This window comes from Pseudarthrobacter sp. BIM B-2242, from assembly GCF_014764445.1.
GTDB classification, from domain to species: Bacteria; Actinomycetota; Actinomycetes; order Actinomycetales; family Micrococcaceae; genus Arthrobacter; species Arthrobacter luteus_A.
Genome location: NZ_CP061721.1, coordinates 4,025,990 through 4,051,286, shown reverse-complemented (window position 1 = coordinate 4,051,286; position 25,297 = coordinate 4,025,990). Strand labels below are relative to the sequence as shown.

At 66.8% G+C, this 25,297-nt stretch carries 21 protein-coding genes and 1 riboswitch; of the genes, 8 read left to right on the top strand and 13 right to left on the bottom strand.

Features of this window, described 5'->3' with window-relative positions:
• Entirely contained in the window at window positions 1-2,949 is a 2,949-nt protein-coding gene (locus IDT60_RS18720) for a GNAT family N-acetyltransferase (RefSeq protein ID WP_191080204.1), read from the bottom strand.
• Between the two features lie 259 nt (window positions 2,950-3,208).
• Here IDT60_RS18720 and IDT60_RS18715 point away from each other — a divergent pair, with 259 nt between their 5' ends.
• The 3 genes from IDT60_RS18715 to IDT60_RS18705 all read left to right on the top strand — a co-directional run bounded on the left by IDT60_RS18715 (window position 3,209) and on the right by IDT60_RS18705 (window position 7,360).
• Entirely contained in the window at window positions 3,209-4,732 is a 1,524-nt protein-coding gene (locus IDT60_RS18715) for a UDP-N-acetylglucosamine 1-carboxyvinyltransferase (RefSeq protein WP_164204296.1), read from the top strand.
• 78 nt (window positions 4,733-4,810) lie between these two features.
• Window positions 4,811-6,034: a glutamate--cysteine ligase gene (locus tag IDT60_RS18710; RefSeq protein WP_191080203.1), complete on the top strand. Its 1,224-nt coding sequence runs from the start codon at window positions 4,811-4,813 to the stop codon at window positions 6,032-6,034.
• Window positions 6,035-6,154: 120 nt separating this feature from the next.
• Window positions 6,155-7,360: a glycoside hydrolase family 26 protein gene (locus tag IDT60_RS18705; protein WP_191080202.1), complete on the top strand. Its 1,206-nt coding sequence runs from the start codon at window positions 6,155-6,157 to the stop codon at window positions 7,358-7,360.
• A gap of 35 nt (window positions 7,361-7,395) precedes the next feature.
• Here IDT60_RS18705 and IDT60_RS18700 read toward each other — a convergent pair whose 3' ends face one another.
• Window positions 7,396-8,019: a LysE/ArgO family amino acid transporter gene (locus tag IDT60_RS18700; RefSeq protein ID WP_191080201.1), complete on the bottom strand. Its 624-nt coding sequence runs from the start codon at window positions 8,017-8,019 to the stop codon at window positions 7,396-7,398.
• 69 nt (window positions 8,020-8,088) lie between these two features.
• On the opposite strand from IDT60_RS18700, the gene IDT60_RS18695 reads away from it, so the two are divergent.
• The gene (locus tag IDT60_RS18695) at window positions 8,089-8,985 is read left to right on the top strand and encodes a LysR family transcriptional regulator ArgP (RefSeq protein WP_191080200.1); all 897 of its coding nucleotides are present in this window, start codon (window positions 8,089-8,091) and stop codon (window positions 8,983-8,985) included.
• Between the two features lie 153 nt (window positions 8,986-9,138).
• Here IDT60_RS18695 and IDT60_RS18690 read toward each other — a convergent pair whose 3' ends face one another.
• Genes IDT60_RS18690 through IDT60_RS18680 form a run of 3 tightly spaced genes read right to left on the bottom strand, consistent with a single transcriptional unit; the run spans window position 9,139 to window position 11,030 of the window.
• Window positions 9,139-10,347: an O-succinylhomoserine sulfhydrylase gene (locus IDT60_RS18690; RefSeq protein ID WP_191080199.1), complete on the bottom strand. Its 1,209-nt coding sequence runs from the start codon at window positions 10,345-10,347 to the stop codon at window positions 9,139-9,141.
• Window positions 10,348-10,758, bottom strand: coding sequence for a rhodanese-like domain-containing protein (locus IDT60_RS18685; RefSeq protein ID WP_164204306.1), 411 nt, complete (start codon window positions 10,756-10,758; stop codon window positions 10,348-10,350).
• The gene (locus IDT60_RS18680) at window positions 10,755-11,030 is read right to left on the bottom strand and encodes a DUF1737 domain-containing protein (protein ID WP_164204308.1); all 276 of its coding nucleotides are present in this window, start codon (window positions 11,028-11,030) and stop codon (window positions 10,755-10,757) included. Before IDT60_RS18680 ends, IDT60_RS18685 begins: the two co-directional genes overlap by 4 nt.
• A gap of 13 nt (window positions 11,031-11,043) precedes the next feature.
• Window positions 11,044-11,157: riboswitch (SAM riboswitch) on the bottom strand.
• Between the two features lie 267 nt (window positions 11,158-11,424).
• Here IDT60_RS18680 and opgC point away from each other — a divergent pair.
• Window positions 11,425-13,896, top strand: coding sequence for an OpgC domain-containing protein (opgC, locus tag IDT60_RS18675; RefSeq protein WP_191080198.1), 2,472 nt, complete (start codon window positions 11,425-11,427; stop codon window positions 13,894-13,896).
• A 39-nt stretch (window positions 13,897-13,935) separates the two neighbouring features.
• On the opposite strand, the gene IDT60_RS18670 is transcribed toward opgC, so the two are convergent.
• The gene (locus IDT60_RS18670) at window positions 13,936-15,174 is read right to left on the bottom strand and encodes an acetyl-CoA C-acyltransferase (RefSeq protein WP_164204311.1); all 1,239 of its coding nucleotides are present in this window, start codon (window positions 15,172-15,174) and stop codon (window positions 13,936-13,938) included.
• Window positions 15,175-15,366: 192 nt separating this feature from the next.
• Here IDT60_RS18670 and IDT60_RS18665 point away from each other — a divergent pair, with 192 nt between their 5' ends.
• Both IDT60_RS18665 and IDT60_RS18660 read left to right on the top strand, forming a co-directional pair.
• Window positions 15,367-16,971, top strand: a complete 1,605-nt coding sequence (locus IDT60_RS18665) for a flavin monoamine oxidase family protein (protein WP_223883807.1) — start codon at window positions 15,367-15,369, stop codon at window positions 16,969-16,971.
• A 53-nt stretch (window positions 16,972-17,024) separates the two neighbouring features.
• On the top strand, window positions 17,025-17,693 hold the full coding sequence (locus IDT60_RS18660) for a Rid family hydrolase (RefSeq protein WP_191080197.1): 669 nt from the start codon (window positions 17,025-17,027) through the stop codon (window positions 17,691-17,693).
• Window positions 17,694-17,750: 57 nt separating this feature from the next.
• On the opposite strand, the gene IDT60_RS18655 is transcribed toward IDT60_RS18660, so the two are convergent.
• The 3 genes from IDT60_RS18655 to IDT60_RS18645 are packed head-to-tail and all read right to left on the bottom strand — an operon-like array spanning window position 17,751 to window position 19,653.
• Window positions 17,751-18,215: a pyridoxamine 5'-phosphate oxidase family protein gene (locus IDT60_RS18655; protein ID WP_164204313.1), complete on the bottom strand. Its 465-nt coding sequence runs from the start codon at window positions 18,213-18,215 to the stop codon at window positions 17,751-17,753.
• Between the two features lie 10 nt (window positions 18,216-18,225).
• Window positions 18,226-18,708: an NUDIX domain-containing protein gene (locus tag IDT60_RS18650; RefSeq protein WP_191080196.1), complete on the bottom strand. Its 483-nt coding sequence runs from the start codon at window positions 18,706-18,708 to the stop codon at window positions 18,226-18,228.
• Window positions 18,709-18,714: 6 nt separating this feature from the next.
• Window positions 18,715-19,653 (bottom strand): aminodeoxychorismate lyase, encoded by a 939-nt coding sequence (locus IDT60_RS18645; protein ID WP_191080195.1) that lies wholly within the window; start codon window positions 19,651-19,653, stop codon window positions 18,715-18,717.
• 97 nt (window positions 19,654-19,750) lie between these two features.
• Here IDT60_RS18645 and cls point away from each other — a divergent pair, with 97 nt between their 5' ends.
• Complete coding sequence (gene cls / locus IDT60_RS18640; protein WP_191082022.1) at window positions 19,751-21,223, top strand: cardiolipin synthase; 1,473 nt, start codon at window positions 19,751-19,753, stop codon at window positions 21,221-21,223.
• 22 nt (window positions 21,224-21,245) lie between these two features.
• Here the strand turns inward: cls and IDT60_RS18635 are convergent, their stop codons facing one another.
• From IDT60_RS18635 to IDT60_RS18620, 4 genes are all read right to left on the bottom strand, one after another.
• Complete coding sequence (locus IDT60_RS18635) at window positions 21,246-23,411, bottom strand: chorismate-binding protein (protein WP_191080194.1); 2,166 nt, start codon at window positions 23,409-23,411, stop codon at window positions 21,246-21,248.
• Window positions 23,408-23,968, bottom strand: coding sequence for a low molecular weight protein-tyrosine-phosphatase (locus IDT60_RS18630; RefSeq protein ID WP_191080193.1), 561 nt, complete (start codon window positions 23,966-23,968; stop codon window positions 23,408-23,410). Before IDT60_RS18630 ends, IDT60_RS18635 begins: the two co-directional genes overlap by 4 nt.
• A gap of 127 nt (window positions 23,969-24,095) precedes the next feature.
• Window positions 24,096-24,719, bottom strand: a complete 624-nt coding sequence (locus IDT60_RS18625; protein ID WP_191080192.1) for a LysE family transporter — start codon at window positions 24,717-24,719, stop codon at window positions 24,096-24,098.
• Between the two features lie 40 nt (window positions 24,720-24,759).
• Complete coding sequence (locus IDT60_RS18620) at window positions 24,760-25,221, bottom strand: hypothetical protein (RefSeq protein WP_191080191.1); 462 nt, start codon at window positions 25,219-25,221, stop codon at window positions 24,760-24,762.
• Window positions 25,222-25,297: the final 76 nt, after the last annotated feature.

Below are 25,297 nucleotides of genomic sequence, written 5' to 3'. Positions count from 1 at the left end.
TCAGCCGCGCCCTGAGCGGGACCGCAGCGGCTCGGACCGGTCGAAACCGGCACGGGTCAGGAACGCCAGCTGGGCTTCCTTTTCCGCCAACCGGACCACGGGTCCGAGCTCAAAGCAAGTGGCCTCGAGCCGGCGCCGGGCCTTGGCGTTGCGGGCATCGGGCTCCACAACGATCCTGTCCTTGCCGGGCGTCGAGAACATATAGCGGATGAGCGATGCGCCCAGCCGCGGCGTGAAGTTTGCGACGGGCCGGGTGGCCGGAGCCAGCAGCAGATGCATGCCGATGTCTTCTTCACGGGCAGGGTATGCCTCGCCGACGGGATCGTGCAGTGGCTCGTAGGTCTGGAAAAGTGCCGTTGGTTCGCCGTCGAGCAGGACCAGGAAGGCATGGTGTGTGTCCAGTGAGTCGAGGAACTCGTAGATTTCGAGCACGTCCTCGCGGGAGTGCCCGGTCATGCCCCAGAACCTGGCCCGGGGCTGGCTGACCCACCCATGGATGAGATCGATGTCCTCTGCCGGAACCAGAGGGAGGATCCGGAGCTCCTTCCGGCCTTCGAACTCTTCGGCGTAGACAGTTGTCCGCACGGCGAAGTCCTGGGTGGGGGCGGTCATGATTTCCTTTGCAGGCATAGGTTCCTTCGTGGGCATGGGTTGCTTCGTAGGACGGGTAGTTGCGGGGGAGCCCGGGCCGGGCGGGGTGCCCGGGGCTGGCACGGAATCAAGAGTGAGCAGCGTCCAGTCCGTGACCACGGGAAGCAATTCCCCTGCTGCCCACAGCGGTAGCTGGTCCGCGAAATGGGGGTGCCCCGGGGTGCCCGCGGCGCCGAAAGGAACAACCCAGCGGCTCTGCTGCCGGTCGGCCAGGTCCCACACATAACGGGCAACCGGCCCGCGGAAGCTTCGGTCTTCCACTCCGGGCAGGCTTTCGGTGGACAGCACACACCCGGTGTCGCCGGACAGCGGCACGGTGGGCGCTGCGTTGGCCAGCGTGCCGGGGAGCTCGTGCACGGCCAGCAGCCGGTGGCGCCTGCCCCAGCCTTTTCCCTGTGTGCCAGCAACGTCCCGCGCGGCTTCTCCCAGGACAGCTTCCTCCAATGCTGCAGCTTCCTCCAGTGCTGCAGCTTCCTCCAGTGCTGCAGCCTCCTCCAATGCCGCAGCCTCCTCCAATGCCGCAGCTGCTGCGGCGTCCGGGCTGATGCCGAGCTCGGACCCCCGCACAAGCAGGGTTTCGAGGGCGAATCCCACCCGCGAAGCCGCCGACAGCCATGGCCCGAACACCGGCGCGTAGCCCGTGGGTCCTGCGAGCGGGGCCAGGGCGGGGTGCCGGGCAATCTCGCGGACCAGGAGGCCGCGCCACGTTGCGAAGACTGCCGCATCCGTACTGCCGGCGTCCATGCGCCCGTCCCACGCCAGAAGCTGCGCGCGGAGCCGGACCGCGGCGGGACTCAGCGAACCGCCATCGAGGGTTCCGAGCAGAGCCCGGTATTGGGGCCAGGGTCCAAGCAACGTATCTGAATGGATCGCCTGCATGCTGTCCGCCGTGTGCGGCCCCGTTCGGGCTTCAAGGAGCTGGCGGATGCGCCGGGCGCGGTGGGCCGGCGCGAACTCCATGGCAACCGCATCCCCGCCGCCGGCATCTCGGTCGTTCGCACTCACGGCAGTGTGTGTCACGTCAAAGCTGGGCAGCGGCGCACATATGCCTGTCCAGGAATATGCAGAGTTCCGTGCCGGTACGGGTGTCCGGCGGTTAGCGTGGTTCCGCTCCGGTACCAGCCCTGCCACGAAGTGCCTGACAGTGCCGGAGGCGTCGGCCGCGACCACGCTGTTGACCGGTTCCACCCATGCCGCCAGCGCCCCTTCCAGGTCCGCCACCGAACGGCTCCGCAGCAGCGGCAGGAGGGCTTCGAAACCCAGCCGCCCTTCCACCCGCGCCGGAAACCGCAGACTCAGGGCGCCGCCGTCGGGCCCTCCGGCAATGACCGGACCCCGGGCAGTCTCGATAATCTCCACCTCCACGGGGCGGCCGCCGCGGACGCGGATGGTTTCCGTGCTGACGACGGCGGGCTCCCAACCGAGCGGGCCTCGCGCTTCGATGCCCGCGGGCCTCGAAGCGGCGGGCTCAGTGCCCGCAGGCGCAGTGCCCGCCGAGACGCGCCGCAGTTCCTCCTCGAAGAGGTCCTGGTAGTCGGCCATGGCGTTGGTGATGGCCCAGGCCGTGTGTCCGGTGTGGCCGAAGTGCGGCAGCCCGGGCACGCCGGGGAAGGCGAACCCGATGGCGTCGAACTCCGGGCACGCGAGCCGCACCTGCTGGTACACGCCAGGCAGTTCCAGCAGGCGGTGGGGGTCGCCGGCGATAAGTGGCCTGCCGCTTGCCGTCGCGGAACCGTGGACCGCCCACGCGTTGCTGCCGGACCAGACCGGGGCCTCGATGCTGAACAGGCCCACGGCATCGGGACCCAGTGTTTTGGCCACGTGCGCACGGAAGAGTTTGTTGGGGAACGTGGAGAACAGGATGTGCTGGACCAGGAAGATGCCAAGCGGCGTCCACGCGTGCCACGGCGTAGGCGCCGTACCCGATTCCTCGAACTCGGGCCCGCCGCGCAGCCCGTCTTCCAGTGCCTGGTTGATGCCTGCCACGTAGCTTTCGCACCACCGTCTGGTGCCGTCGTCGAGTCCTTCGAAGCAGCGGCGCGCCGTGTCATCCAGCCTGGCCTGCCTGGCGAAGCGGTCCCAGTGGAGGCCGTCCGCGCCCATCATTTCAGCGGTGCGGCCTTCCGAGCGCCAGCGTTCGAGCTCGATCTGCCACGAGCGGTCCGCCGCCGCATTCATGCCCTGAAGGCGGGCGAGCTGGTTGGCGGACTCTGCCCACAAGTGCGGAATTCCCCACCGGTCGCGGTACGTTCCGGCGCCGCCTGCGGGAGCGGGGCCGTGCGTCGGGGATTGCGGCATCGTCGCGGGCTACTTTCAAAGGTTAGGTAAGGCTTACTTTGGTTCAAGATAGGTGGACTCGGCCCTGTTCGCAAAATCCGGCGGGTTCGTGAAGGAAGTGTTGCTTGGACTGCGGATGGCGACGCGTTGCCCTCGCCGACGCCGGCGAAACGCTGCCGCCGGGTGACGGGTATCGCATGAAGCGGGTAGATGGGTCCCTAATCGATGCCTTAGGGATAGCTTTCCGGCGCTAATAGCTCATTTGTGATATTTTCTAGCCATGAGTCAGGAAACCGCCGAGCACATTGCTGCCACGCTCAAAGACGCCCGCATGGAAAAAAACTGGACCCAGGGCCAGCTCGCCGAGGCGCTTGGAACCAGCCAAAGCGCCATCGCACGGATGGAGCAGGGCAAGCAGAACCTCAGCCTCAAGATGATCCAGCGGCTCGAGACGATCTTCGAAAGGAGCATCGTCAAGGTGGGCAAACCCCAGATGACCCACCTGCGGATCGAGGGTGGCCGCACACTGTCCGGAGCCGTGGATGTCAACAGCAGCAAGAATGCCGGCGTCGCCCTGCTCTGCGCCAGCCTGATTAACCGCGGCACCACCGTGCTGCGCCGCCTCGCCCGGATCGAAGAGGTCAACCGGATCGTGGAGGTGCTGACAAGCATCGGCGTTGAATGCACCTGGCTCAACGACACGGACCTCCGGCTGCGCCGCCCTGCCGTTCTGGACCTTGCCGCCATGGACGTGGACGCCGCCCGCCGTACGCGCAGCGTGATCATGCTCCTCGGCCCGCTCCTGGATGAGTCTTCTGAATACCGCCTGCCGTACGCCGGAGGCTGCGATCTGGGCACCCGCACTGTGGAGCCGCACATGCAGGCACTGCGCCAGTTCGGGTTGTCTGTGGAGGCAACCGCCGGTTACTACACGGTGCAGGCTCCGAAGCCGGACGCCCGGCACCGCTCCTTCGTGCTGACGGAGCGCGGGGACACCGTTACGGAGAACGCGATCATGGCCGCCGCGCACCGCGAGGGAACCACCGTGATCCGCAACGCGAGTCCGAACTACATGGTCCAGGACCTCTGCTTCTACCTGGAAATGCTCGGCGTGCAGATCGATGGCGTGGGTACCACCACGCTGAAGATCACAGGGCGGCCGGTGGTCGATGCCGACATTGAATACTTCCCGTCCGAGGATCCCATCGAAGCGATGAGCCTGATCACGGCCGGCATCGTCACAAACTCCGAAGTGACCATCCGCCGCGTTCCCATCGAATTCATGGAGATTGAATTGGCCACGCTTGGGCAGATGGGCCAGCAGCTGGAGATTTCCGGGGAGTACATGGCGCGGAACGGCCGCACCCGGCTGGTGGATGTAACCACCAAGCCCTCCGAGCTGCGGGCGCCGGAGGACAAGATCCATCCCATGCCGTTTCCGGGGCTGAACATTGACAACCTGCCGTTTTTCGCGGTCATCGCCGCCAACGCCAACGGCCAGACCATGATCCACGACTGGGTCTACGAGAACCGTGCCATCTACCTCACCGAGCTGAACCGGCTCGGCGCGCAGGTGCAGCTGCTGGACCCGCACAGGATCTACGTCAACGGTCCCACCAAGTGGCGTGCCGCTGAGGTGGGCTGCCCGCCCGCCCTTCGACCCGCCGCCTGCCTGTTGCTGGCCATGCTGGCCGCGCGGGGTGTGTCGGAGCTGCGAAACATCTACGTCATCGAACGCGGCTACGAAGACCTGGCCGAACGGCTCAACACCATTGGCGCCAAGGTGGAGTACTTCCAGGACTAAGTTCCGGGACCGGCCAGGGGCGCGGCCCGTCCCTGGCCGGTCTGCCGCAGCCTTGGCCGCGTGACGCACAATATAGACATGCGAACATTCGGCGTCGAGGAAGAACTCCTGATCGTTGATCCAGAGTCGGGGCTGCCGCTTGCGTTGGCGGATGCCCTGCTCGCGGAGCATCGACTGGCGGCCGACGACGCCCCGGCAGACCAGCAAACGCTGGAAACCCGGAACAAGGCCACCTACGACGACGAAATGGGCTTGAGCGCCGAACTGAAGCTTGAGCAGATCGAGACCCAGACGCGGCCGTGCCTTGAGTACTCCGATCTGCTGCCGCAGATCCGTGCGGGCCGCCTGCTCGCAGACCAGGCGGCCCGGAAGTACGGCGCCCGGGTGGCCGCACTGGCCACCTCCCCGTTTGGTTTGGCGAGCCACACCACCCCGGACCCCCGGTACGCCCGCATGCTGGAGAGGTTTGGCCTGACCGCGCAGGAGCAGCTGACCTGCGGCTTCCACGTCCACACCTACATCGAGTCCGAAGACGAGGGCGTTGCCGTCCTGGACAGGATCAGGGACAAGCTGGCCGTCCTCACCGCCCTGAGCGCCAACTCGCCGTTCTGGATGGGGCTGTCCACGGGGTTCGAGAGTTACCGCACCCAGGCCTGGAACCGGTGGCCCACCTCGGGGCCGTCCGCCATTTTCGGCACGTACTCCCAGTACCGGCGGGTGGTGAGGCGCCTGCTGGACAGCGGCGTGATGCTGGACGAAGGCATGATCTACTTCGACGCCCGGCTGTCCCGGAACCACCCCACCGTTGAGGTCCGCGTGGCCGACGTCTGCCTCCGGGCCGAGGACGCGGCCCTGATCGCCGTCCTGGTGCGGGCTTTGGTGGAGTCGGCCAGCCGGGAATGGCGGGAGGGGGTGGAACCCGCGCCGGTGCCCACCGTGCTGCTGCGGATGGCGGCCTGGCAGGCGAGCAGCAGCGGCATGGGCGGCGAACTGCTGGACTTTGGCACCTTCCGGCCTGCCCCCGCGGCGGACGTGGTCCGGTCCCTCGTGGACTACCTGGCGCCCGTCCTTGCCGAGCAGGGCGAGCTGTCGCTGGCCCGCCAAGGCGTGGAGGACATTATTTCGCGGGGCACCGGCTCCGCCGAGCAGCGCCGGGTCCGGGACGCCGCCTTGGAATCAGCGCCCGACGACGGCGGGCTGGGTGCCGTCGTTGCCCACGCCGTGGGTATCACGATGCGGGAAACCTCCGGCCTTCCGGACGTTGATGAGGCACCGGATTTGCTGCGGGTACGCCAGGTCTGACCTGTCCGTTCGAATCGTCGCTGCCCATTCCCAATGGATCCGCCTGCTGGCTACTATTGGCCAACGGCGCGTCACTGTGCGCACGGAACACCATTTGCGCACGGAATGACAAGGGGGACCATGGAACATCTGACGCGCCGCGGCGCCATGCTGGGATTTGGGCTGGCGGCTGTCCACGCCGGGTTCAGCGCGGCAAGCGCCTCCGCAGCCCCAATTCCTGCCGTCAGCCTCACGCCGGCGTCGGGTCCGGCCGGCACCAGGGTTGCCTTGGCAGGATCAGGATTCCCCAAGTCCGCCGCCGGAACCGTCACCGGCGGCGCAGCGACCGTCACCTTCCAGACCACAAAATCCGGGGCCTTCAGTGCACAGGCCACCATCGCGGCAACAGCCCAAGGCCAGGCCGGCCTGAGCGTCGCTGTTGGCAGGACTGCGGTGACCACTTCCTTCGTTGTCCTCGCCGGCGCCCCTGCTGCCGGCACACCGCTGCTCCGCTTCGGCGTCGCCACTCCCGGTGGAGCGGCGGCGGGGGCGGAGCTTGACGCCGTCGCGGACCTGGTTGGTGAAAGCCCTGGCATTGTCCTGTCCTACAAAGATTTCCGCCAACCTCCTCCCGTGGCGGAACTGGACTCGGTGGTGAGCCGGGGTGCGACGCCGCTGGTCACGTGGGAGCCCTGGATCGCAGGGAGCGGGGTGTCCCAGCCTGCCTACTCGTTGGCCCGGATCGCTGCCGGCGACTTCGACCCCTACATCAGCCAGTGGGGAACCGCCCTTGCTGCCTGGGGCAGGCCGCTCATGATCCGGTTCGCCCACGAAATGAACGGCGACTGGTATCCGTGGTGCGAGGCCGTGAACGGAAACCAGCCCGGCGATTACGTCAGGGCTTGGCGGCATGTCCACGGCCTGGTCACAGCGGGCGGCGCCGCCAACGTCAACTGGGTATGGGCACCCAACGGCGGCGGATCCGTGGACCCCGCGCTGCTTTACCCCGGGAATGCCTTCGTGGATACGGTGGGCCTGGACGCCTACAACTGGGGGACCACGCAGGCCTGGAGTTCCTGGCAAATGCCGTCTTCCCTGTTCGGACCGCACCTGGCACAGCTCCGCACCATCGCACCGGGCAAGCCGATCATTATTACGGAGACGGCTAGCGCTGAGGCCGGCGGGAACAAGCCGGACTGGAACACGGCCCTGGTTTCATACTTGCGCTCGCAGCCGGATGTCACCGGGTTTGTCTGGTTCAACTTCACCAAGGAGACGGACTGGCGGATTGACAGCAGCCCCGCCTCAGCCTCGGCTCTCGCCGCGGCGCTGGCCGCCCGGCGGTAGCCGCGCAGCCAGCCGCCCGCAGCCAGCCGAGCCGCTCAGGCGCCTACCGCCAGCCGGATCCCCAGCGTGAGCATTACCACCGCGACGAAGCCGTCGAGGACGCGCCACGAGGAAGGCTTCGCAAAGAAGGGCCGCAGGATTCGGGCCCCGAATCCCAGGGCGCTGAACCAGGCAAGGCTGGCGGCGATTGCGCCCGCGCCGAACCACCAGCGCAGGTCCTGCGCCTGCTGGTTGGCCACCGATCCCAGCAGCAGGACCGTGTCCAAATAAACGTGGGGGTTGAGCCAGGTCAGGGCCAGCACCGTGCTCAGGGCAGTGCCAAGGCCGACGGCGGTCTGCCGTCCTGATGCCGTGAGGGTGCCCGGACGCACTGCCCGGCGTGCGGCCATGACGCCGTACGCCACCAGGAACGCGGCTCCGGCGAACCGGACCACATCCACGATGACCGGGTTGGCCTGCAGCAATGCCCCTACCCCGGCGATGCCCGCGGCGATGAGGACCGCATCGGAAACGCCGCAGACGATGACGACGGCGGCCACATGCTCGCCGCGGATACCCTGCCGCAACACAAAGGCGTTCTGGCTGCCGATGGCAACAATGAGGGCGAGCCCTGTGCCGAAGCCGAGCGCGGCCGGTGCCAGCAGTCCTGCGAAGTCCATGTCCTCCAATTTAGGGCGGGGCATAGAATTAGACCAGCTAAATATTCTTACTTCTATTAAGGAATGCTAATGAAGTCCTTTCAGCTGGAGCAGCTTCGGACGTTCGCCGCGGTGGTGGAAGAAGGCACCCTGGAAGCGGCCGCCCGCAGCCTGTACGTCACGCCGTCGGCCGTCTCGCAGCGGCTGAAGGCGATGGAGGATGCAGCCGGCCAGATCCTCCTGCAGCGCACCAGCCCGGTCCGCCCCACCACCGCCGGCGAGGCCGTGCTGCGGTTTGCCCGGCAGGTGCGGCAGCTGGAATGGGATGCCCGGCAGGAGCTCGACGGCACCGTGGCCACACCCGGCTCGCCCATCCCGCTGGTGGTCAACGCCGACTCCTTATCCACCTGGTTCCTGCAGGCGCTGGCCAGCCTTCCCCCCGACCTCGGCACCTGCTTTGAACTCCACCGGGAAGACGAACAGCATTCAGCACGGCTGTTGCGCACCGGAGCGGTGATGGCTGCCGTCACCGCAACGCCGGAGCCCGTCCAGGGTTGCAGCGTCCAGCCGCTGGGCGCCCTGCGCTACCGGGCGGTGGCGAGCCCGGGCTATGTGCGGCGCTGGTGGCCGGGCGGCCCCGGGCTGGCAGCCGGCAGCCGGGCGCCGGTGGTGGACTTCGACCGCAAGGACGATCTGCAGACCGGTTTCTTCCGTAGCCTGACGGGCGCGGACCTGGCAGCGCCGCGGCACTATGTGCCGTCGTCGGGCGAGTTCGCGCAGGCCATCCGGCTGGGTCTGGGGTGGGGGCTGCTGCCGGAGCAGCAGTGCATGGCCGACGTCGGGAAGGGGGGCCTCGTGGAGCTTGCGCCCGGGAAACCGGTTGATGTTGCGCTCTACTGGCAACGCTGGAAGATCGACTCTCCGGTGCTCAACCAGCTGACCGGCGCCGTGCGTGAGACGGCATCCACGCAGCTCCGCCAACCCTGAGCCTCCGGTCAGCAGCACCACACGCCCGCCATAGGCGGGCCGGGAGCGGCGGCGTTCCGGAAAGGCTTTGGCTCGATCAAAGTCACGGCTGAGATGGGTGGCCGTGCGGCTCGAAATCCGGCGCGACGGTGAGCCACCCGGCGCGGCCCGCCCCTAGACCTGCTTCAGCGCCTGTTCGAGGTCGCCGATGAGGTCGTCCACATCCTCCAGGCCCACGGACAGGCGCACCACACCGTCGCTGAGCCCGATGGCCGCACGGCCTTCGGGGCCCATGGCGCGGTGGGTGGTAGTGGCCGGATGGGTGATGAGCGACTTGGCGTCGCCCAGGTTGTTGGAGATGTCGATGATCCGCAGGGCGTCCAGCAGCGCGAAGGCGGCATCCTTGCCCGAGCGGCCGCCCGTCGCGGCAAGTTCGAGGGTGAGCACTGTGCCGCCGGCCTTCATCTGCCTGGCCGCGAGCTCGTACTGGGGATGTGATTTCAGCAGCGGGTACTTGACCCAGCTGACGGCCGGCTGCTGTTCGAGCCACTCGGCCAGCCGCAGCGCGGAGGCGGAGGAGTGGTTCACGCGGAGCGACATGGTTTCCAGGCCCTTGGTGAGCACCCAGGCATTGAACGCGGAGAGGGCCGGGCCGGTGTGACGCATGAGCTGCTTGACCGGGCCGTCGATGAATTCCTTGGTTCCCAGGATGGCGCCGCCCAGGACCCTGCCCTGGCCGTCGATGTGCTTCGTGCCGGAGTACACAATCACGTCCGCGCCGAACGGCCCGCAGCGCTGCAGCAGGGGAGTGGCAAAGACATTGTCGACGACGACGGTGGCCCCGGCGGCGTGCGCCAGCTCGCTGACCGCGGCGATGTCCACAATCTCCTGCATGGGGTTGGACGGCGATTCGAAGAACACGGCAGTAGTGGGTTCCGACAGGGCTTCGCGCCACTGGTCCAGGTCGGGCCCGTCCACAAACACGGCCTCCACACCCCAGCGCGGCAGGATCTCGTTCAGGATCACAAAGCAGGAGCCGAACAGGGAACGCGCAGCAACCACGCGGTCCCCGGCAGCCAGCAGGGCACCCAGGGCGGTGAATACCGCTGACATGCCCGACGCCGTCGCGAAGCACGCTTCGGTGCCTTCAAGCAGGCGGAGGCGCTCCTGGAAGGTGGCCACTGACGGGTTGCCGTACCGGGAGTAGACAAACCGTTCGTCTTCGCCGGTGAAGGCGCGCTCGGCCGCGGCCGCGGACTCGTAGACAAAGCCGGAGTTCAGGAAGACCGGCTCGGTGGTTTCCTGGAAGTTGGTGCGGTCCAGGCCGCCGCGGACTGCCTGCGTGTCGGCGCTCCAGCCGGCGGCCTCTTCGTTGAAGGTCATCTAGCGGCTTCCCAGGTTGGTGGGCAGGCCGCTGTTCTTCCAGCCGTTGACGGTGCGCTCGCCGTAACGGTCCGGCACACCTTCAAAACCCTCCAGGACGTTGTAGGACGTGAACCCTGCCTGCGTCGCTGCAATGGCGGCGGCGACGGAGCGCTGGCCCGAGCGGCAGATGAACAGCAGTTCCGTTGCGCTGTCCTCGGGGGCCTGCTGCGTGAGGTCGGTGATGAAGTCGGCGTTGGGGATGCCGCCGGCGAACGTCCATGGAATGAACAGGGGATCGTTGTCCGTGGCCTTTGTGTCCGGAATGCCGATGTGCGCCCATTCGCCTTCGGTGCGGACGTCCACCAAAATGGCGCCCTGCTCCAGCTTGGCCCACGCTTCGTGCGGGGTGAGGTCTCCGGCGTAGCTCATGCGTGGCCCTCGCCGTCGAACTCGAGGTCCTCGCTGGCGGACAGGTCATCCACGGCGGTGGCGACGGCGGCATCCGCGCTGGCGATGGCCGACGGGAGGATAAGTGCCTGCGCGACGATCACCTGGCCGCCGTTGGACGTCGCGGCCGGGCTGCCGTGCAGGACATACCCTTCGGCCAGGGCCGTGGAAATCCGTTCACAGAAGGACCTGTCATCCGGCCCGGTCACAAGCCGGTACGACAGTTTTTCTTCAGGGGCAGGTGCGTCAGACACGACGGATCTCCTTCTCTCACGCTTGCAGCTCGAATGTCGATATGCCGAGTATTCACCTGAGGCACCCCGCCGCGAAAGGGAGGGTTGCCGACCGGCCAGTCAGGGCTTGGCGCCGGTTCTCATTACTCCCCAAAAACGTAACATCCGGGGCACCCGGCTGCACCGCCGCCGTCGTCATGTTCCGTAACCAATCCGGGGCCTCCAGCCCCGGCCAGGGGGCCGGACAATCGAGGCATCGGGAACACGGCGTGAACCTTGTGGCAGGAGCGTGGCACGCCGAACTTGGCAGCGGTGCGGTGACGATCAGCAGGCACACCTGCGAAGACCGATAGAGTTTCTGCGGCGGCACCGGCCGTCAGCACAAAAGCCGTCCTGGGGGAGGGTCCACACCGCTATGCCAACACTCTTCGCAAACAGGGGCGTGCCGCCGTCGGCCGTGCCCGGCGTACGGAGCACTTTGCCGGCCGCCCTTGTTGCAGCCGTGCTCCTCCTGATCAGCCTGTTCTCCGCGGGCCCGGTCCACGCGGCCCGGCCTGAGCCGGAGGAGGGCAAACCCCTGCTCGGAGCTGTCCTTGAATGGGGCGAGGACTCGGCGGCGGGATTTGCCGAGCGGCTGGGGGCTTCGCCCGCGCTGCTTGACCACGAGATCTCGCTGCCCGTGCGGTCCGGGGAGGAACAGAACGTCCGGGACTTCTTTGGCCAGGCTGCAGGGCAGGGCGCCCATGCCATGCTCACCGTGCGCCCCTCCATGGCGCTGGGCCAGGTGGATGCCGCAGCCGCAGGGGCCTTCGCGGCCAAGGCTAAGGAGCTGGCCTCTGCTTTCCGGGGCACGCTGCTGATCCGGTTCGCCCCCGATATGAACTCAAGCTGGGTGGAGTGGGGTCAGCAGCCGGCCGCCTACAAGGAAGCGTTCCGCACCATTGCTGCGGAGTTCAAAACCGCGGACGACGCCGGCACCGTGATGGTGTGGCAGCCGTACCTTGGGCGGGACTACCCGTTTGAACGCCACCGGGACGCCCCCGCCGCCGGGTCCGAGGGATACGCCCTGCTGGACACCAACGGGGACGGAAGCTGGAACGGTGCAGACGCAGCATACGCGCCCTACTACCCCGGCGATGACGCGGTGGAGTGGGTGGGGCTGACGGCCTATCACGATGACACCGGCGGCAAGGCCGCCGTCAATACCCTCCCCGCCGGCGGTGAGCTCACCGCGATGGTGACGCAGGCAGGGAGCGAAAATTTCTACGCCACATACGCCGCCGGCCGGGACAAACCTATGCTCCTGCAGACGGCCGCCTTTTACAGCCCTGTTGCAGGCGGTGCTGCGGAAGCGGACATCAAGGGGGCCTGGTGGGACCAGACCCTCGCGGCCGCCACAGCGGACGAATTCGACCGGATCGCCGCCGTCGTCTGGGACGAACGGACCAGCACCCGTGATACCGGGGTGGTCAGCATCGACTGGCGAATTACCGGCAACGCCGGCATCGCGCAGGCTGCCGGCGACAGTCTGGCCGCGTCCGGCCTGACCACCGGCCCGGTCACTGTTGTGAGCGGAGGGCAGCAGGCTACGCAGGCCAATTCCCTGGCCGGGCCTGCTGCCTGGAGTGTCGGGGCGGCCATGGTGATCCTCCTGATTGCCTTGTGGCAGTTGCCACGGCGCGTAGGCGTGATTTCCGGCTGGGGCTACGGGGACCCGTCCAAGCGGGATTCCCGGGTGGACCTCCTCCGGGGCCTGGCCATTGTTTTTGTGGTGGTCAACCACCTGGGCATGACATCGCTTTTCCAGCTGCTGACCCAGGAGACGGTGGGGTTCGTTTCCGGCGCAGAGCTGTTTGTGCTGTTCTCCGGTTTGGTGGTGGGGATGGTGTACGGGCCGAGGGTGAAGGACGATTTCGGCAAGGTGGTGGATCTGACGTCCCGCCGGGCCGGAAAGCTGTACGTCACCGCCCTCGCGGTCCTCATCGGTGTCTTCCTGCTCTCGCTGCTGCCTTTCTTCCAGACCGACGCGCTGACCACCTACGTTGACCAGGGCACGGGCGGCGCGGGGCACAACGCCGCCGGCCGGACCTATGACCTGTATGCAGGAATGGAAACTCTCCTGCAGTTCCCGGTGCCCGCCCAGGTCCTGCCCGCCATCGTCCTCCTGCAGTTCGGTCCCTGGCAGTTCAACGTGATGGGCCTCTATGTGGTGCTGCTGCTGGCCAGCCCCCTGATCCTTGCCGCGCTCAACCGCGGCAAGGCCCTGTGGGTTCTGGGCGGCACGCTGGGGATCTACGCCGCGGGTGCTGCCACCCGGGTCAGGCTGCTGCCCTCCCAGTTCGAGGACTCCTTCCCGCTCCTTGTCTGGCAGGTCCTGTTTGTGGTCGGCCTGGTGGCGGGCTACCACCGGCGCCGCATCGTCGCCTGGCTGTCGGCGCATCATTGGGTCGTGGTGGCGTCCACGGTGCTGGCGTTTGTTTTCGCCTTCCTGTCCTGGTGCAACCCCTACCTGGCCAACGGGTTCGACCTGCGCCTGGCCGTCATTCCGGACACCGCCTACCGGGCCATGTACGACGCCTTTTTTGCCCGCACCTACCTGGACCCCGGCCGGCTCCTCAACGTCCTGGTCCTGGTGGTGGCCGCCTACGCATTCCTGACCGCGTACTGGAAGCCGGTGGAACGGGCCCTGGGCTGGTTCCTGATTCCGCTGGGGCAGGCCACGCTGTACGTCTTCATCATGCACGTTGTGCTCATCGCCGTGATCGCCAACATCCCGGCACTGCGGCAGGGCGACATCCTGGTCAATACGGCCGCCTATGCGGTCATCCTGGGGCTTCTCTGGGTGATGGTGAAGAAGCGGGTCCTGTTCGGCATCATCCCCACCTGAGCCGCTGTCCGCTGACCCCCTAAGCCCGCTGACCGGGCGTCAGGCCTTAAGGATCAGGGCCTCGCCCTGGCCGCCGCCGCCGCACAGGGCCACAACACCGGTGCCGCCGCCGCGGCGTTTCAGGGCGAGGGCCTGATGCAGCACGAGGCGGGCCCCGGAGGCGCCCACCGGATGTCCCAGGGCAATGGCCCCGCCGTCGGCGTTGATTCTTTCGGCGTCGATCCCCAGGTCCTTCGCAGACTGCACCACCACCGAGGCGAAGGCCTCATTGATCTCGATGAGGTCCAGATCTGCCACGGTCAGGCCCTCGAGTTTCAGGGCGCGCCCGATGGCCCGGGAAGGTTGGGAGTGCAGGGAGCCGTCTGGTCCGGCAGTCTGGCCGTGGCTGCCGATCTCAGCGATCCAGCTGAGCCCGGCCGCTTCCGCCGCTGCCTTGCTGGCCACCACCACGGCGGCTGCACCGTCGGACAGCGGCGAGGAGGACCCGGCGGTGATGGTGGCGGTGTCCGCTGTGGAGAAGGCGGGTTTCAGCGCCGCGAGGGTCTCGGGCGTCGTGCCCGGCCTGATCCCTTCGTCTGTATCAATCACGACGGCGGCGCCGCGGCGCTGCGGGACCTCCACCGGAGCGATCTCCTCGGCCAGGTACCCGGCCGTCCGGGCGGCTTCGGCCCGTTGATGGGAACGGGCAGCGACGTCGTCCTGGGCCTGGCGGCCGATGCCAAGGCGTGCATTGACGGCGTCCGTAGCGGAACCCATCAGCTCGCCGGTGCGGGGGTCCTGCAGGCCGTCAAAGTTCAGCGCATCCAGCAGCGGCGCATCGCCGATGGCAACGCCGCTCCGGAGCCGGGGCAGCAGGTGCGGAGCGTTGGTCATGGATTCCTGGCCCGCTGCGACAATGAAGTCGGCCTCGCCGGCGCGGATCATCCGGGCGGCATCGATCACGGCGGTCAGCCCGGACAGGCACAGTTTGTTGATGGTCACGGCGGGCACGTCCCACCCGATTCCGGCGGCGAGGCTGGCCTGCCGTGCGGGTCCCTGGCCGGCGCCGGCCTGGATGACCTGGCCCACGATCACGGCCTGGACCTGCTCCGGCGCCACGCCCGTCCGGTCCAGCGCATGGCGGATGGCGTGGGCGCCAAGTTCGGTGGACGTCAGCCCGGCCAGGCCGCCGCGGAACCGGCCGAAGGGAGTGCGGGCACCGCCCAGGATGACCGGGGTGCGGTCGGCGGTGCCGCCGGCTGCTGCTGGGGACGGATCAACCTTGGCGTCGTTGCCCATGGTGGTGCCTTTCGGTAGTGCCGTTACTGCCAGCATGCCACGGATGGCAGGTCCCGGCATGCTCTTAACTGTCCATGAACCGCGTTCATCTTCCGGAAATGTGAACGGTACAACACGGAAATTGTCACGTCCTTTGACGAAACATTCTGCCTCTACGCTCCCTTTTGTAACGCTTCGGTGAAAGGGAAAAAATTGACAGATGCGACTCGCAGGAATTTCCTCCGCTATGTGGGCATGGTGGGTGGCGCCGGGGTGATGTACCAGACCATGGAGGCCATGGGGCTCGCTCCTGACTCGGCCACGCCGGCGTTTGCGGCCCCGCGTAAGAGCGATGTCAACGGGGCGGGCAAGTCCGTGGTGGTGCTTGGCGGCGGCATCGCCGGCCTGACCACCGCCTACGAGCTCGGCAAAGCCGGCTACAAGGTGACCATCCTGGAAGCGCGTATGCGTCCGGGCGGCCGCAATTGGACGGTCCGGGGCGGCACCGAGGAAACCGACCTGAAGGGGGTCACCCAACGGGCAGCCTTCTCCAAAGACCAGTACATGAATGCCGGGCCCGGCCGGATCCCGCAGCACCACATCACCCTTGACTACTGCAAGGAACTCGGCGTCGCCATCGAGCCCTTCACCAACCAGAACGCGGACGGCTACCTTTTCCGCGAGGGCAGCTCCAAGCTCTCCAACACTCCGGTCCGCCACCGTGCCGCCAAGGCAGACGTCTACGGCTACGTGTCCGAACTGCTCGCAAAAGCCACGGACCAGGGTTCGCTGGACAGCTACCTCAGCCCGGCCGACAAGGAAAACCTCATCTCCTTCCTGGGCAACTTCGGCGCCATCGGAGGCAAGGTCCCCGGAAATGCGGCGGCGAGCTACAAGTACTCGGGCAGCGGACGGAAGGGCTACTCCGTGGCTCCCGGAGCGGGCCTGGAAGCCGGCACACCCCTGGCCCCGGATGCCTTGTCCGACGTCTTCGCCAGCGGCGTCGGTAACTACTTCTCGTTCGAATTCGGCTGGGACCAGGCGATGATGATGTTCCAGCCCGTGGGCGGCATGGACAAGATCCCCTACGCCTTCGAAGCAGCCATCGGCAAGGACAAGATTGTGTACGGCGCCAGGGTCCTCTCGCTGAACAACACCGCCACCGGGGTCTCCGTGGACTACACCAACCCCGGCGGCCAGACCAAGAGCCTTGAAGCCGACTTCGCAGTCAACACACTGCCGCCCCACATCGCCGCCAAAATTCCCGGCAACCTCCCCGCCGACGTGCTTGATGCCCTCAAATTCGCCACACCCAGCGACGCGGGCAAGATCGGCATCGAGTACTCGCGACGGTGGTGGGAAGAGGACCACCGCATCTACGGCGGCATCACCAACACCAACATCGACCTGGGCAACATGTGGTACCCGTCCACAGGTTTTCATGGCCAGCGCGGCACCATGGTGGGCTACTACAACACGGGCGCCAGCGCCCGCGCCTACCAGCCCCTGTCACCCGAAAAGCGCCTTAGCCGCGCCCTTGACCAAGGCGCGCGCATCCACGGCGACGTGTACAAAAAGGACGTCTCGGCGTCGTTCTCGGTTGACTGGGGCAGCACCGAATTCTCCGAAGGAGCATGGGTGGGCTGGCCGTCGCAGACGGATGCCAAGTACGCCAAGCTGCTGGAGCCCACTGGCAACATCTACTTCGCCGGCGATCACCTGAGCCACGCCATCGCCTGGCAGCACGGTGCCATGACCTCCGCCAGGGCGGCAGTCACCGCGCTGCACACCCGCGTGGCCGCGGCGGTGGCCGGATGAGCGCCCCGTCCGAACACCGCGACAGCATAACCCCGACCCCCGGAAAGAAGCCCATGATCCGCCGCACCTCCCTGATCGCAGCCGGCGTTGCCGGCCTGTGCCTCACCGCCACCGCCGCTTTCGCCGGACCGGCCGTTTTCGAGGACCTCGCCGCGCCCAAACCGGGAACCACAGTCCCCAACCTGCCGGCCGGCCAGGACAACCCGATGATCGCTTCGGGCGTCGCCATCGGCGCCAACACCGCCATCTACAAGACCAGCGGCCTGGGCCCGTCGGCATTGAACAGCGCGGCGCCCGCCGGCAGCGAACAGCGGTACATCGACACGGCTGTCTTCCCCGGCGGTGTGCTTCCCGCCGGGGTCACCATTACCGAGGCGCAGGGGATCAACGCCCTGCGCCGGATCGGCGAGAACCTCGCGCAGGCAGGATTGGATTACGACGACGTCATCACCATGCGCGTCTTCCTCCAGAACCCTGCCGGAACGGAGAAAGCCGACTTTGACGGCTGGAACCGTGCGTACCGGCAGTACTTCGCAAACACGAGCCTCGCCGATGGATCCCCGGTGAAGGTTCCGCTCGGGTCGGCGGCTCCGGCGGACCCCCTGGTGGTGAACGCCGCGAGGCCCTCACGGTTCGCCCTGGAGATCGAGAACCTGCCTGTCAACGGGTGGCTGGTTGAAGTGGAGGTGGACGCAGCCTACCCGGCCCCCTCAGGGAAGTAGGCGGGGCACAGGAAGGGCCGGGGTGACCCGGCCCTTCCTGCTGTCCTGTGCTGTTCGTTATTCGAAGGATGCGCGGCGGCGGTCCGACAGCCTGGTGTTCCAGACGTCAGGCTTGATGACCTGGAAGCGCCGGCCGGTCAGGGCTTTGACGGTCAGCCGGATGTAGTTGTCCTTGGGGCCGGCCTGCCATGGTTCCAGGCTCAGGGCGTCGACGGCATCCTTGTCGGCCTGATCCTCGATCACCTCAGTGTCTCCGCGTGCCACAACGCTCCAGGCCTCTTCGGTGTGGGGATCGTAGCCGTCAATCTCCAGCGCGGCCGGGCGGGCCGCCTCGGCGCCCCAGAGCTTGGAGCCGCCTGCGGTCCGGAAAACGATGCTCCGGCGGTGCACAACGTAATTCACCGGAAAAATCTCGGGATGGCCGTCCACCACAAGAGCCAGGCGCCCTACAGTGTCGTCTTCAAGCAATTCCCAGCACTGGTCGAAGGTCAGGTTGTCAGCGGGCTGCGTGTGCGAGTTCATGGACCACACCTTACGGATGATCCTGCCTTTGCAACAGGGCCTTGACGAGGGCGTCAAGGATGGGAAGCTGGCCCTTGACGAGCTTGTTCCGGGCCTCCGCTTCACTGACCCACCGGGCGTCGTCGATCTCCGGAAAATCCTGGATGGTCCCCGAGCCTTTCGGCCATTCCAGGGGGAACGTGTTGCTGACAATCCTGCCGGGCTGAAAGTCGGTCTCAGCGGCGAAGACCGTGATGAGCTTCCCGGACGGCTGCCGGAACTCGCCCAGGGAAATGTATTCAACGGCAGGTGGCGGTGTGCCGATTTCCTCGGTGAACTCCCGCCGGGCAGCCACCAGCGGATCTTCGTCGGGCTGGTACTCACCTTTGGGGAGGGACCAGGAGTGGGCCTGCTTGCCGGCCCAGAACGGTCCGCCCATGTGCGCTATCCAGAGTTCCAGCCCGCCCGCCCCACCGTGCCGGTAGAGCAGGATGCCCGCGCTTCGAACAGGCACGGCGGCCTACTGGATCCCTGCGTACAGCGCGTTCAGTTCGGCAGTCAGCTGTTTCTGCAGGGCCGGCGTACCGATTTCCTTGCCGTCGATGTGGTTCACGGGCGCCAGCAGCCGGATGCTGGAAATCAGCCATACGGCATCGGCGTCCAGCAGGTCCTGCGGCTCCAGCGGGCCGTATCCCAGCTCCCATCCCGCCGCCTTCGCTGCGCTGAAGAGCGCATTCTGGGAGGTGCCGGGGAGGATGCCGGTGTCCAGCTGGGGTGTAATGAGCCGGCGGACGGTGCGGGCGCCGGCGCCGTCGTCCACCGTTTCCACGTGGGCCAGCAGGACCGTTGACGTGGGGCCCTCCAGGACGCGGCCGTCGGTGGAGAGGAAGATGACGTCGTCGGCCCCTTGCTTGTGTGCATGCCGGAGCGCGGCCATGTTCACCGCATAGGACAGGGTCTTCGCCCCGAGCAACAGCCACGGTGCGCGTTCGGCGGCGTCACTGTCGTACCCGCGGTCCAGCAGGATGACGTCGATGCCGGCCTCGCGCTGGCGCCGGCCCAGGGCGCCGACCGGAGAAACCTGGACCCAGCACGTGGGGGAGTCGGCACCTTCGGGGCCGCGCGTGGCCACGAGCTTGACCACCACTTCGTCCTCGGCCGCGGAAGGTGCCGGGTGCTGGCTGCGGTGCTCAGCCACGCCTGTGGCGATGGCCGCGCGCCATTGGTCCTGCGCCGGGATCACCAGGTCAAGGGCCTTCGCGGAGCCGCCCAACCGGTCCAGGTGGGCCTGCAGCTTCCGCACGTCACCGCCCACCGCGAGCATGGATTCGAAGATGCCGTCACCGCGGGTGGCACCCTGGTCCGTGGCCATCAGCTGTGGCTGCGAAGCGTCGGCAAGCCGGCCGGCCGGGACCGCAGGGTCAAGGAAAACGAGCACCACGGGAGCAGGAGAAGTCATGGCTCCAGCTTAGTCGGGCCCGGCGCGGCTAAGCTGTGGTTCATTGCCCGGCCGGAACCCGTCCGCCGGTGCGCATATCCCGGGGGTTTTTCCAGTGTTGTGGCCAGTTTCGCTTGCCGGTACCGCGCCGACGTGGATTGTGGTGGTGCTGAGCATCGCGGACCTGGTGATCCGGGTCCTCGCCGTCGGCATCATTCCAGGCAACAGGCGTCCCACCACGGCCATGGCATGGCTGTTGGGAATCTTCTTTGTGCCGTTCGTGGGCCTGGCGCTGTTCCTGCTGTTCGGCAACTTCAAGCTCTCCAGCCGCCGCCGCCAGCAGCAGGAGATTGTCAACACCCGGGTGCGGGCGGGCATCTCGTCCCTGGCTGACGTCGAAAGCGACTACCCGGGCCCGGAATGGGTCAAGTCCGCCGGTGAACTGAACCGCAGGCTGGGCTCCCTGCCCATGGTGGACGGCAACTCCGTTGACCTTATTCCCGGCTACCCGGACTCGATCTTTGCCATGACCGAGGCGGTGCGGAAAGCCAAGAAGTTCGTCAATGCCGAGTTCTACATCATGAGCACGGACCACATCACCGACGAACTGCTGACGGCGATGGAAGAAGCTGCAGAGCGCGGCGTGGAAGTCCGGGTCCTGTTCGACCACATCGGCACTCTGCGGGTCACGGGCTACCGCAACCTCCTCCGGCGGCTCAGGGCAAGCAAGATCCAGTGGAAGCGCATGCTGCCCCTGCTGCCGATCCACGGTCAGTGGCGCCGCCCGGACCTGAGGAACCACCGCAAGATCATGGTGGTGGACGGCGAACTCGCGTTCACGGGTTCACAGAACCTGATCGAGCCGTCCTACAACAACCCGAAACACCGCAAGGCCGGCCGTGAATGGGTGGAACTGATGGCCCGCCTGAGGGGCCCGATCGTCACCACCCTGAACGTGGTTTTTGCCACCGACTGGCTCAGCGAGACGGACGAGAACCTCGAACACCAGCTGCAGCTTCCGGCCAACCCGGAGCCGGGCAACGTCACAGCCCAGGTGGTGCCCAGCGGTCCCGGGTTCATCACCGAGAACAACCTGCGCCTCTTCAACACGCTGATCTACTCCGCGCAGCACCGGATTTCCATCTGCAGCCCGTACTTCGTCCCGGACGACTCGCTGCTCTATGCCATCACCACTGCCGCCCAGCGCGGCGTGGACGTGGAGTTGTTCGTCTCCGAGAAGGGCGATCAGTTCCTGGTCCATCACGCCCAGCGTTCGTACTACGAGGCCCTGCTGGAGGCAGGCGTCCGGATCTACCTCTACAAGGCGCCGTATGTCCTGCACGCCAAGCACTTCACCATTGACGACGAAGTGGCCGTTCTCGGCTCCAGCAACATGGACATGCGGTCCTTCTCGCTGAACCTGGAGGTCTCGGTCATGCTGCTCGGCGAGGACATTGTGAACGATATGCGGGCAGTGGAGAACACCTACCGGGACATCTCGCAGGAACTCCTGCTTGAGGACTGGGTCAACCGGCCCCTCGCGGCCCGTTACATCGACAACGTGGCCCGGCTGACCGCGACGGTCCAGTAACGCCCGGCTCCAGGCAGGCAGGTTAGCCGCCCGGGAAGTCCGCGCCGAGGGCGGACAACACACCGTAGGCCTTCACCCGGATCTCGTCGTACTCCTCGTCCGGCACCGAGTCGGCAGTGATGGCACCGCCGACGCCGAGGGTGAGTTCCGCCGTCGGCGCGTCCAGGGTGCCGTCCCCGGCGGTGAGGTCTCCGGCGGTGTCATCTCCTGACCGGATAACCAGCGTGCGGATGGCCACGGCGAGGTCTGATGCTCCGTTCATGGAGAAATAACCGATCGCGCCGGAGTACAGCCCGCGGGGGCCGTCCTCCAGCCGGTCAAGGATCGCCATGGTGCTGATTTTCGGTGCGCCGGTCATGGACCCTGCCGGGAAGCAGGCTGATACTGCCTCGGCCCGCGGTGAACCGGGCATCAACTGCGCGTCGATGGTGCTCACCATCTGGTGCACCGTGGCGTAGCTTTCGATCTCGCACAGCCTGCTGACCGTGACGGAGCCCGGCTCCGCGAAGTGGCTGAGGTCGTTCCGCAACAGGTCAACGATCATGATGTTCTCGGCGCGGTCCTTGACCGATGACGCAAGATCAACCCGCAGTTCCTTATCCTGCGCCGGATCGGAACCCCGGCGGCGGGTGCCCTTGATCGGTTCGGCACGCATGCCGCCGTCGGACGTGATCCGCAGGAACCGTTCCGGCGACGTGCTGGCCACGGTCAGCCCGCCAAAACGCAGGTAGCTTGCGAACGGCGCCGGGTTTTTTGCCCGCAGGGCAAGGTAGGTACTCCAGGGCTCCGCCGCGGTGGCGGGGAGCCGGGCGGTGAGGGTGGTGGTTAGGCAGACCTCGTACGAGTTGCCCTCGTGGATTTCGTGCTGCGCGGCCGCAATCTTCTGTTTGTAGGACAGCGCTGTGTCCCGGCTGCTGAACGCCGGCCCGCCCTGACGTCCGCCGCCGTTGCTGCCGGCGGCCTGGGCGCTCGCGGTGGTGGCGCTGCTGCTGTGGGTGCCGGTGTTACCGGTGCCGGAGGCTGGTCCGGCGGTGTGGCTGACGGAGGTCCCGCGGACGGCGCTGCGCGCCGCTGCCAGCCAGGTGCCGGCGTCGGGAGCCTCCAGGGCAAGGAGCCACACCGTGCCTTCAACATGGTCCAGAACCACGGCCCGGCCAGCGAAGATCAGCGCCGCGTCGGGGGTCTGTGCGGTCACGTCCGAGCCCCCTGTTTCACGCTTCAGCTCATACCCCAGGCAGCCCAGCCAGCCGAGGGTGAAGTCGCCGGGGTAGCCGTCCGGGGTGCGGACAGCCCGGCGTCCCCAGACCGTGTCCAGCCAGCGGAAAAACGGGCCGGGCACGCGTACCGTTGCGGAGCCGGCGGTGACCACGGTTTCGCCGGTGCGGTGCATGACGGACTGGCCGTACGTCCCGCCATCGTCCGCGAGGATGCTGAAGCGGCTCCGCCCGGTGGCGGGCGACTGCTCCAGGGGCTGACCGGCGGGGGCATTGGAGGAGTCCAGCCAGACGGCGTGCGCCGAGCGGCCGTAGAGCGTCCCGAAGAGGGCGGCGGCGTCCGGCCTGCCGTCCAGCCGCTCTGCGCGGAGCCTCAGGCCGCGGCGGGCGGCGAACTCAGGGACCAGCGCTGCCCTGAGAACGGGAAGGTAGGAGAGGGCCTGCAGCACGTCCGCCAGGGCAGACCCGTCGGCATGATTAAGCACGCGGATATCGGCCTGGCCCGGGACGTCGTCGTCGGCGAGCCACTCCTCTTCCTGCGCCGCCCACTGCTCCCAGAACGGCTCATAGGTGCCGCCATCACGGTCCAGCGCCCGCTTACGGCGGACCTCGTCCGGTGAATCGGCCCAGATGACGGCGCTGAGCAGCGGCCGGGCCGCAGCGGCGGCCGCTCCCACTCCCTCGATGATGACGATCTCAGCGGGGAGCGTGACGAGCATGTCGCCGTCGTAATGGTTGGCCCAGTCCCAGCTGGTCCAGGTGGCCGACTCACCGCGGCTCAACGGTGCCAGGACGGTGGCAACGTAGCGTTCAATTCCAGCGGCGAGGCCGTTCCAGCCCGGGTAAATGTCCTCAAGGTGAAACAGGGAGACCTTGTGGTGGTTCCGCAGTTGAGCGGCGAGTTCGATGGCCAGAGTGGTTTTGCCTGCGCCGGATCGCCCGTCAATGGCGATGATCACAGGTGCGGGGGTCATGAAATAGAGCGTACCTTCTGCTGCATCTGCTCCCGGTGCGGGGCGGGACGGCGCACTGCCGCCTGTACGTACTCGACGACACCCGGCACCGCACCATGAATCTGCTGCCAGACGGCGTCAAAGTCCGCATGACCGCCGTACCAGGGATCCTCGATGCCCTGGTCCAGCAGGTCACTGCCGGCGACCAGAGGGTCGAAGCTCCGGAGCATACGCACCTTGTCCATGGATTCCTGGTCCGGGGCAGCGTCGCGCAGCCAGGCATAGTGGTCGATGTCCAGGGCCAGAATCAGATCGCGCTCGCGGAACCAGCCTGCCTGCCATTCGCGGGCGACGTGATGCTGCGAGCTCAGTTTGGTGATGGCCAGCCGCCGGGCCGCGCGCTGATCGATGGGCCGTCCCACTTCGTAACCGGTGGTTCCCGCGGAATCGACGCTCACCTCATCGCTCAGCCCGCTGGCGCGGAACGCCGCGGCCAGCATGATTTCGGCCATCGGTGACCGGCAGATGTTGCCGGTGCATACGGTGATGATCCGGTACGGCCTCGACAGTGGGTTCATGGGGTTAAGCATGCTCGCTCCAGACGTTCATGGCTAGGAGTTATTCACGTGTCTTTACAAAGTTGTGAATCTTCATCACAGCGTGAGTCAAACATGGGCTAAGGGGCCAGGCGGGGCCGGGGGCAGCCTAGTGGATGACGGCGAGGAGAACGCCCACCGCAACAAAGAGGACGCCGAAGATCCGGTTCAGGATTTTCTGGCCGCGGGCGTTGTGGGTGAATCGCTGGAAGGACTTGGCGGCCAGGGCAAAGAAGAACCACATCACGAGGATGTCGATCACCACCACGGTGGCCGTGAGCATCACGTACTGCGGCAGGAGCGGCTGTTCGGGCCGGATGAACTGCGGCATAAACGCCAGGAAAAAGACAATGGCCTTGGGGTTCAGGAGATTGACCCAGAGGCCGCGCCGGAACATCGACCAGGCTGGTTCGTTCCGGAGGGCCGCGGCCTGTTCCTTGTCCAGTTCCGGTTTGCTCAGGAACTGGCGGATGCCCAGGTACACCAGGTAGGCCGCGCCGGCGTAGCGGATCACGTTGAAGGCCACCGGTGAGCTGGCCACCAGCACCCCGACACCCAGGGCCACGATCACCACGTGGACCACCAGGGCGGCCTGCTGGCCAAGGATTCCCCAGATGGAGCGGCGGAAGCCTGACGTGAGGGAGTTGTTCATGGTGTTGATGGCACCGGCCCCCGGTGTGAAGCTGATCAGGGCGCCGGCGCCCGCCAGGGCGAGCCAAAGGGAGAATTGCACCAGCCAAGTTTAGTGGCACTCCGGGGCAGGTACTCACGGGTCACGGACCCCGGGGCTGAAACTGCCGTGCACCATGCATCCAGTGGTCCATGGTGCACGGGAGGCCGAGGTGGTAGCGGTCAAAGTAGTAGTGGGGCCCGTTGGACATGTATTCGGCACCTTCGAGGCCAAAATGCCCGATCATGAGGAACCCGCGCTGAAGGGCAAGTGTTCGCAACGCCGCTGCTTCTTCAAGAATCGGCGCGTCTAAGGCCGGGCACTCCGGCCAGGCCCCGGCATGGGCGATAGCAAAGTAGCGTGTCCTGTCCGTATCCAGTTGGCGCAGGATGGAGCCGAAGTGTGGCTCCATCCGTCCGGCGAATTGATGGCTGACAACCTGAATGTCCGCGAACTGCATGTTGGCATCCAGCTCAATGACAACGAGCTTGGGCAGGACAATACCTTTGGGCGCTATCAGCAGACGGGCAAGAATCTCGAGGTCAAAGCCTGCTTGAATGATCATGATCTGACGCTATTCGGGCGCAGCCGCGGGTGTCAGGGCTGAATGTTCCTATGTGGAAAAAGTCAGGCAAACCGGG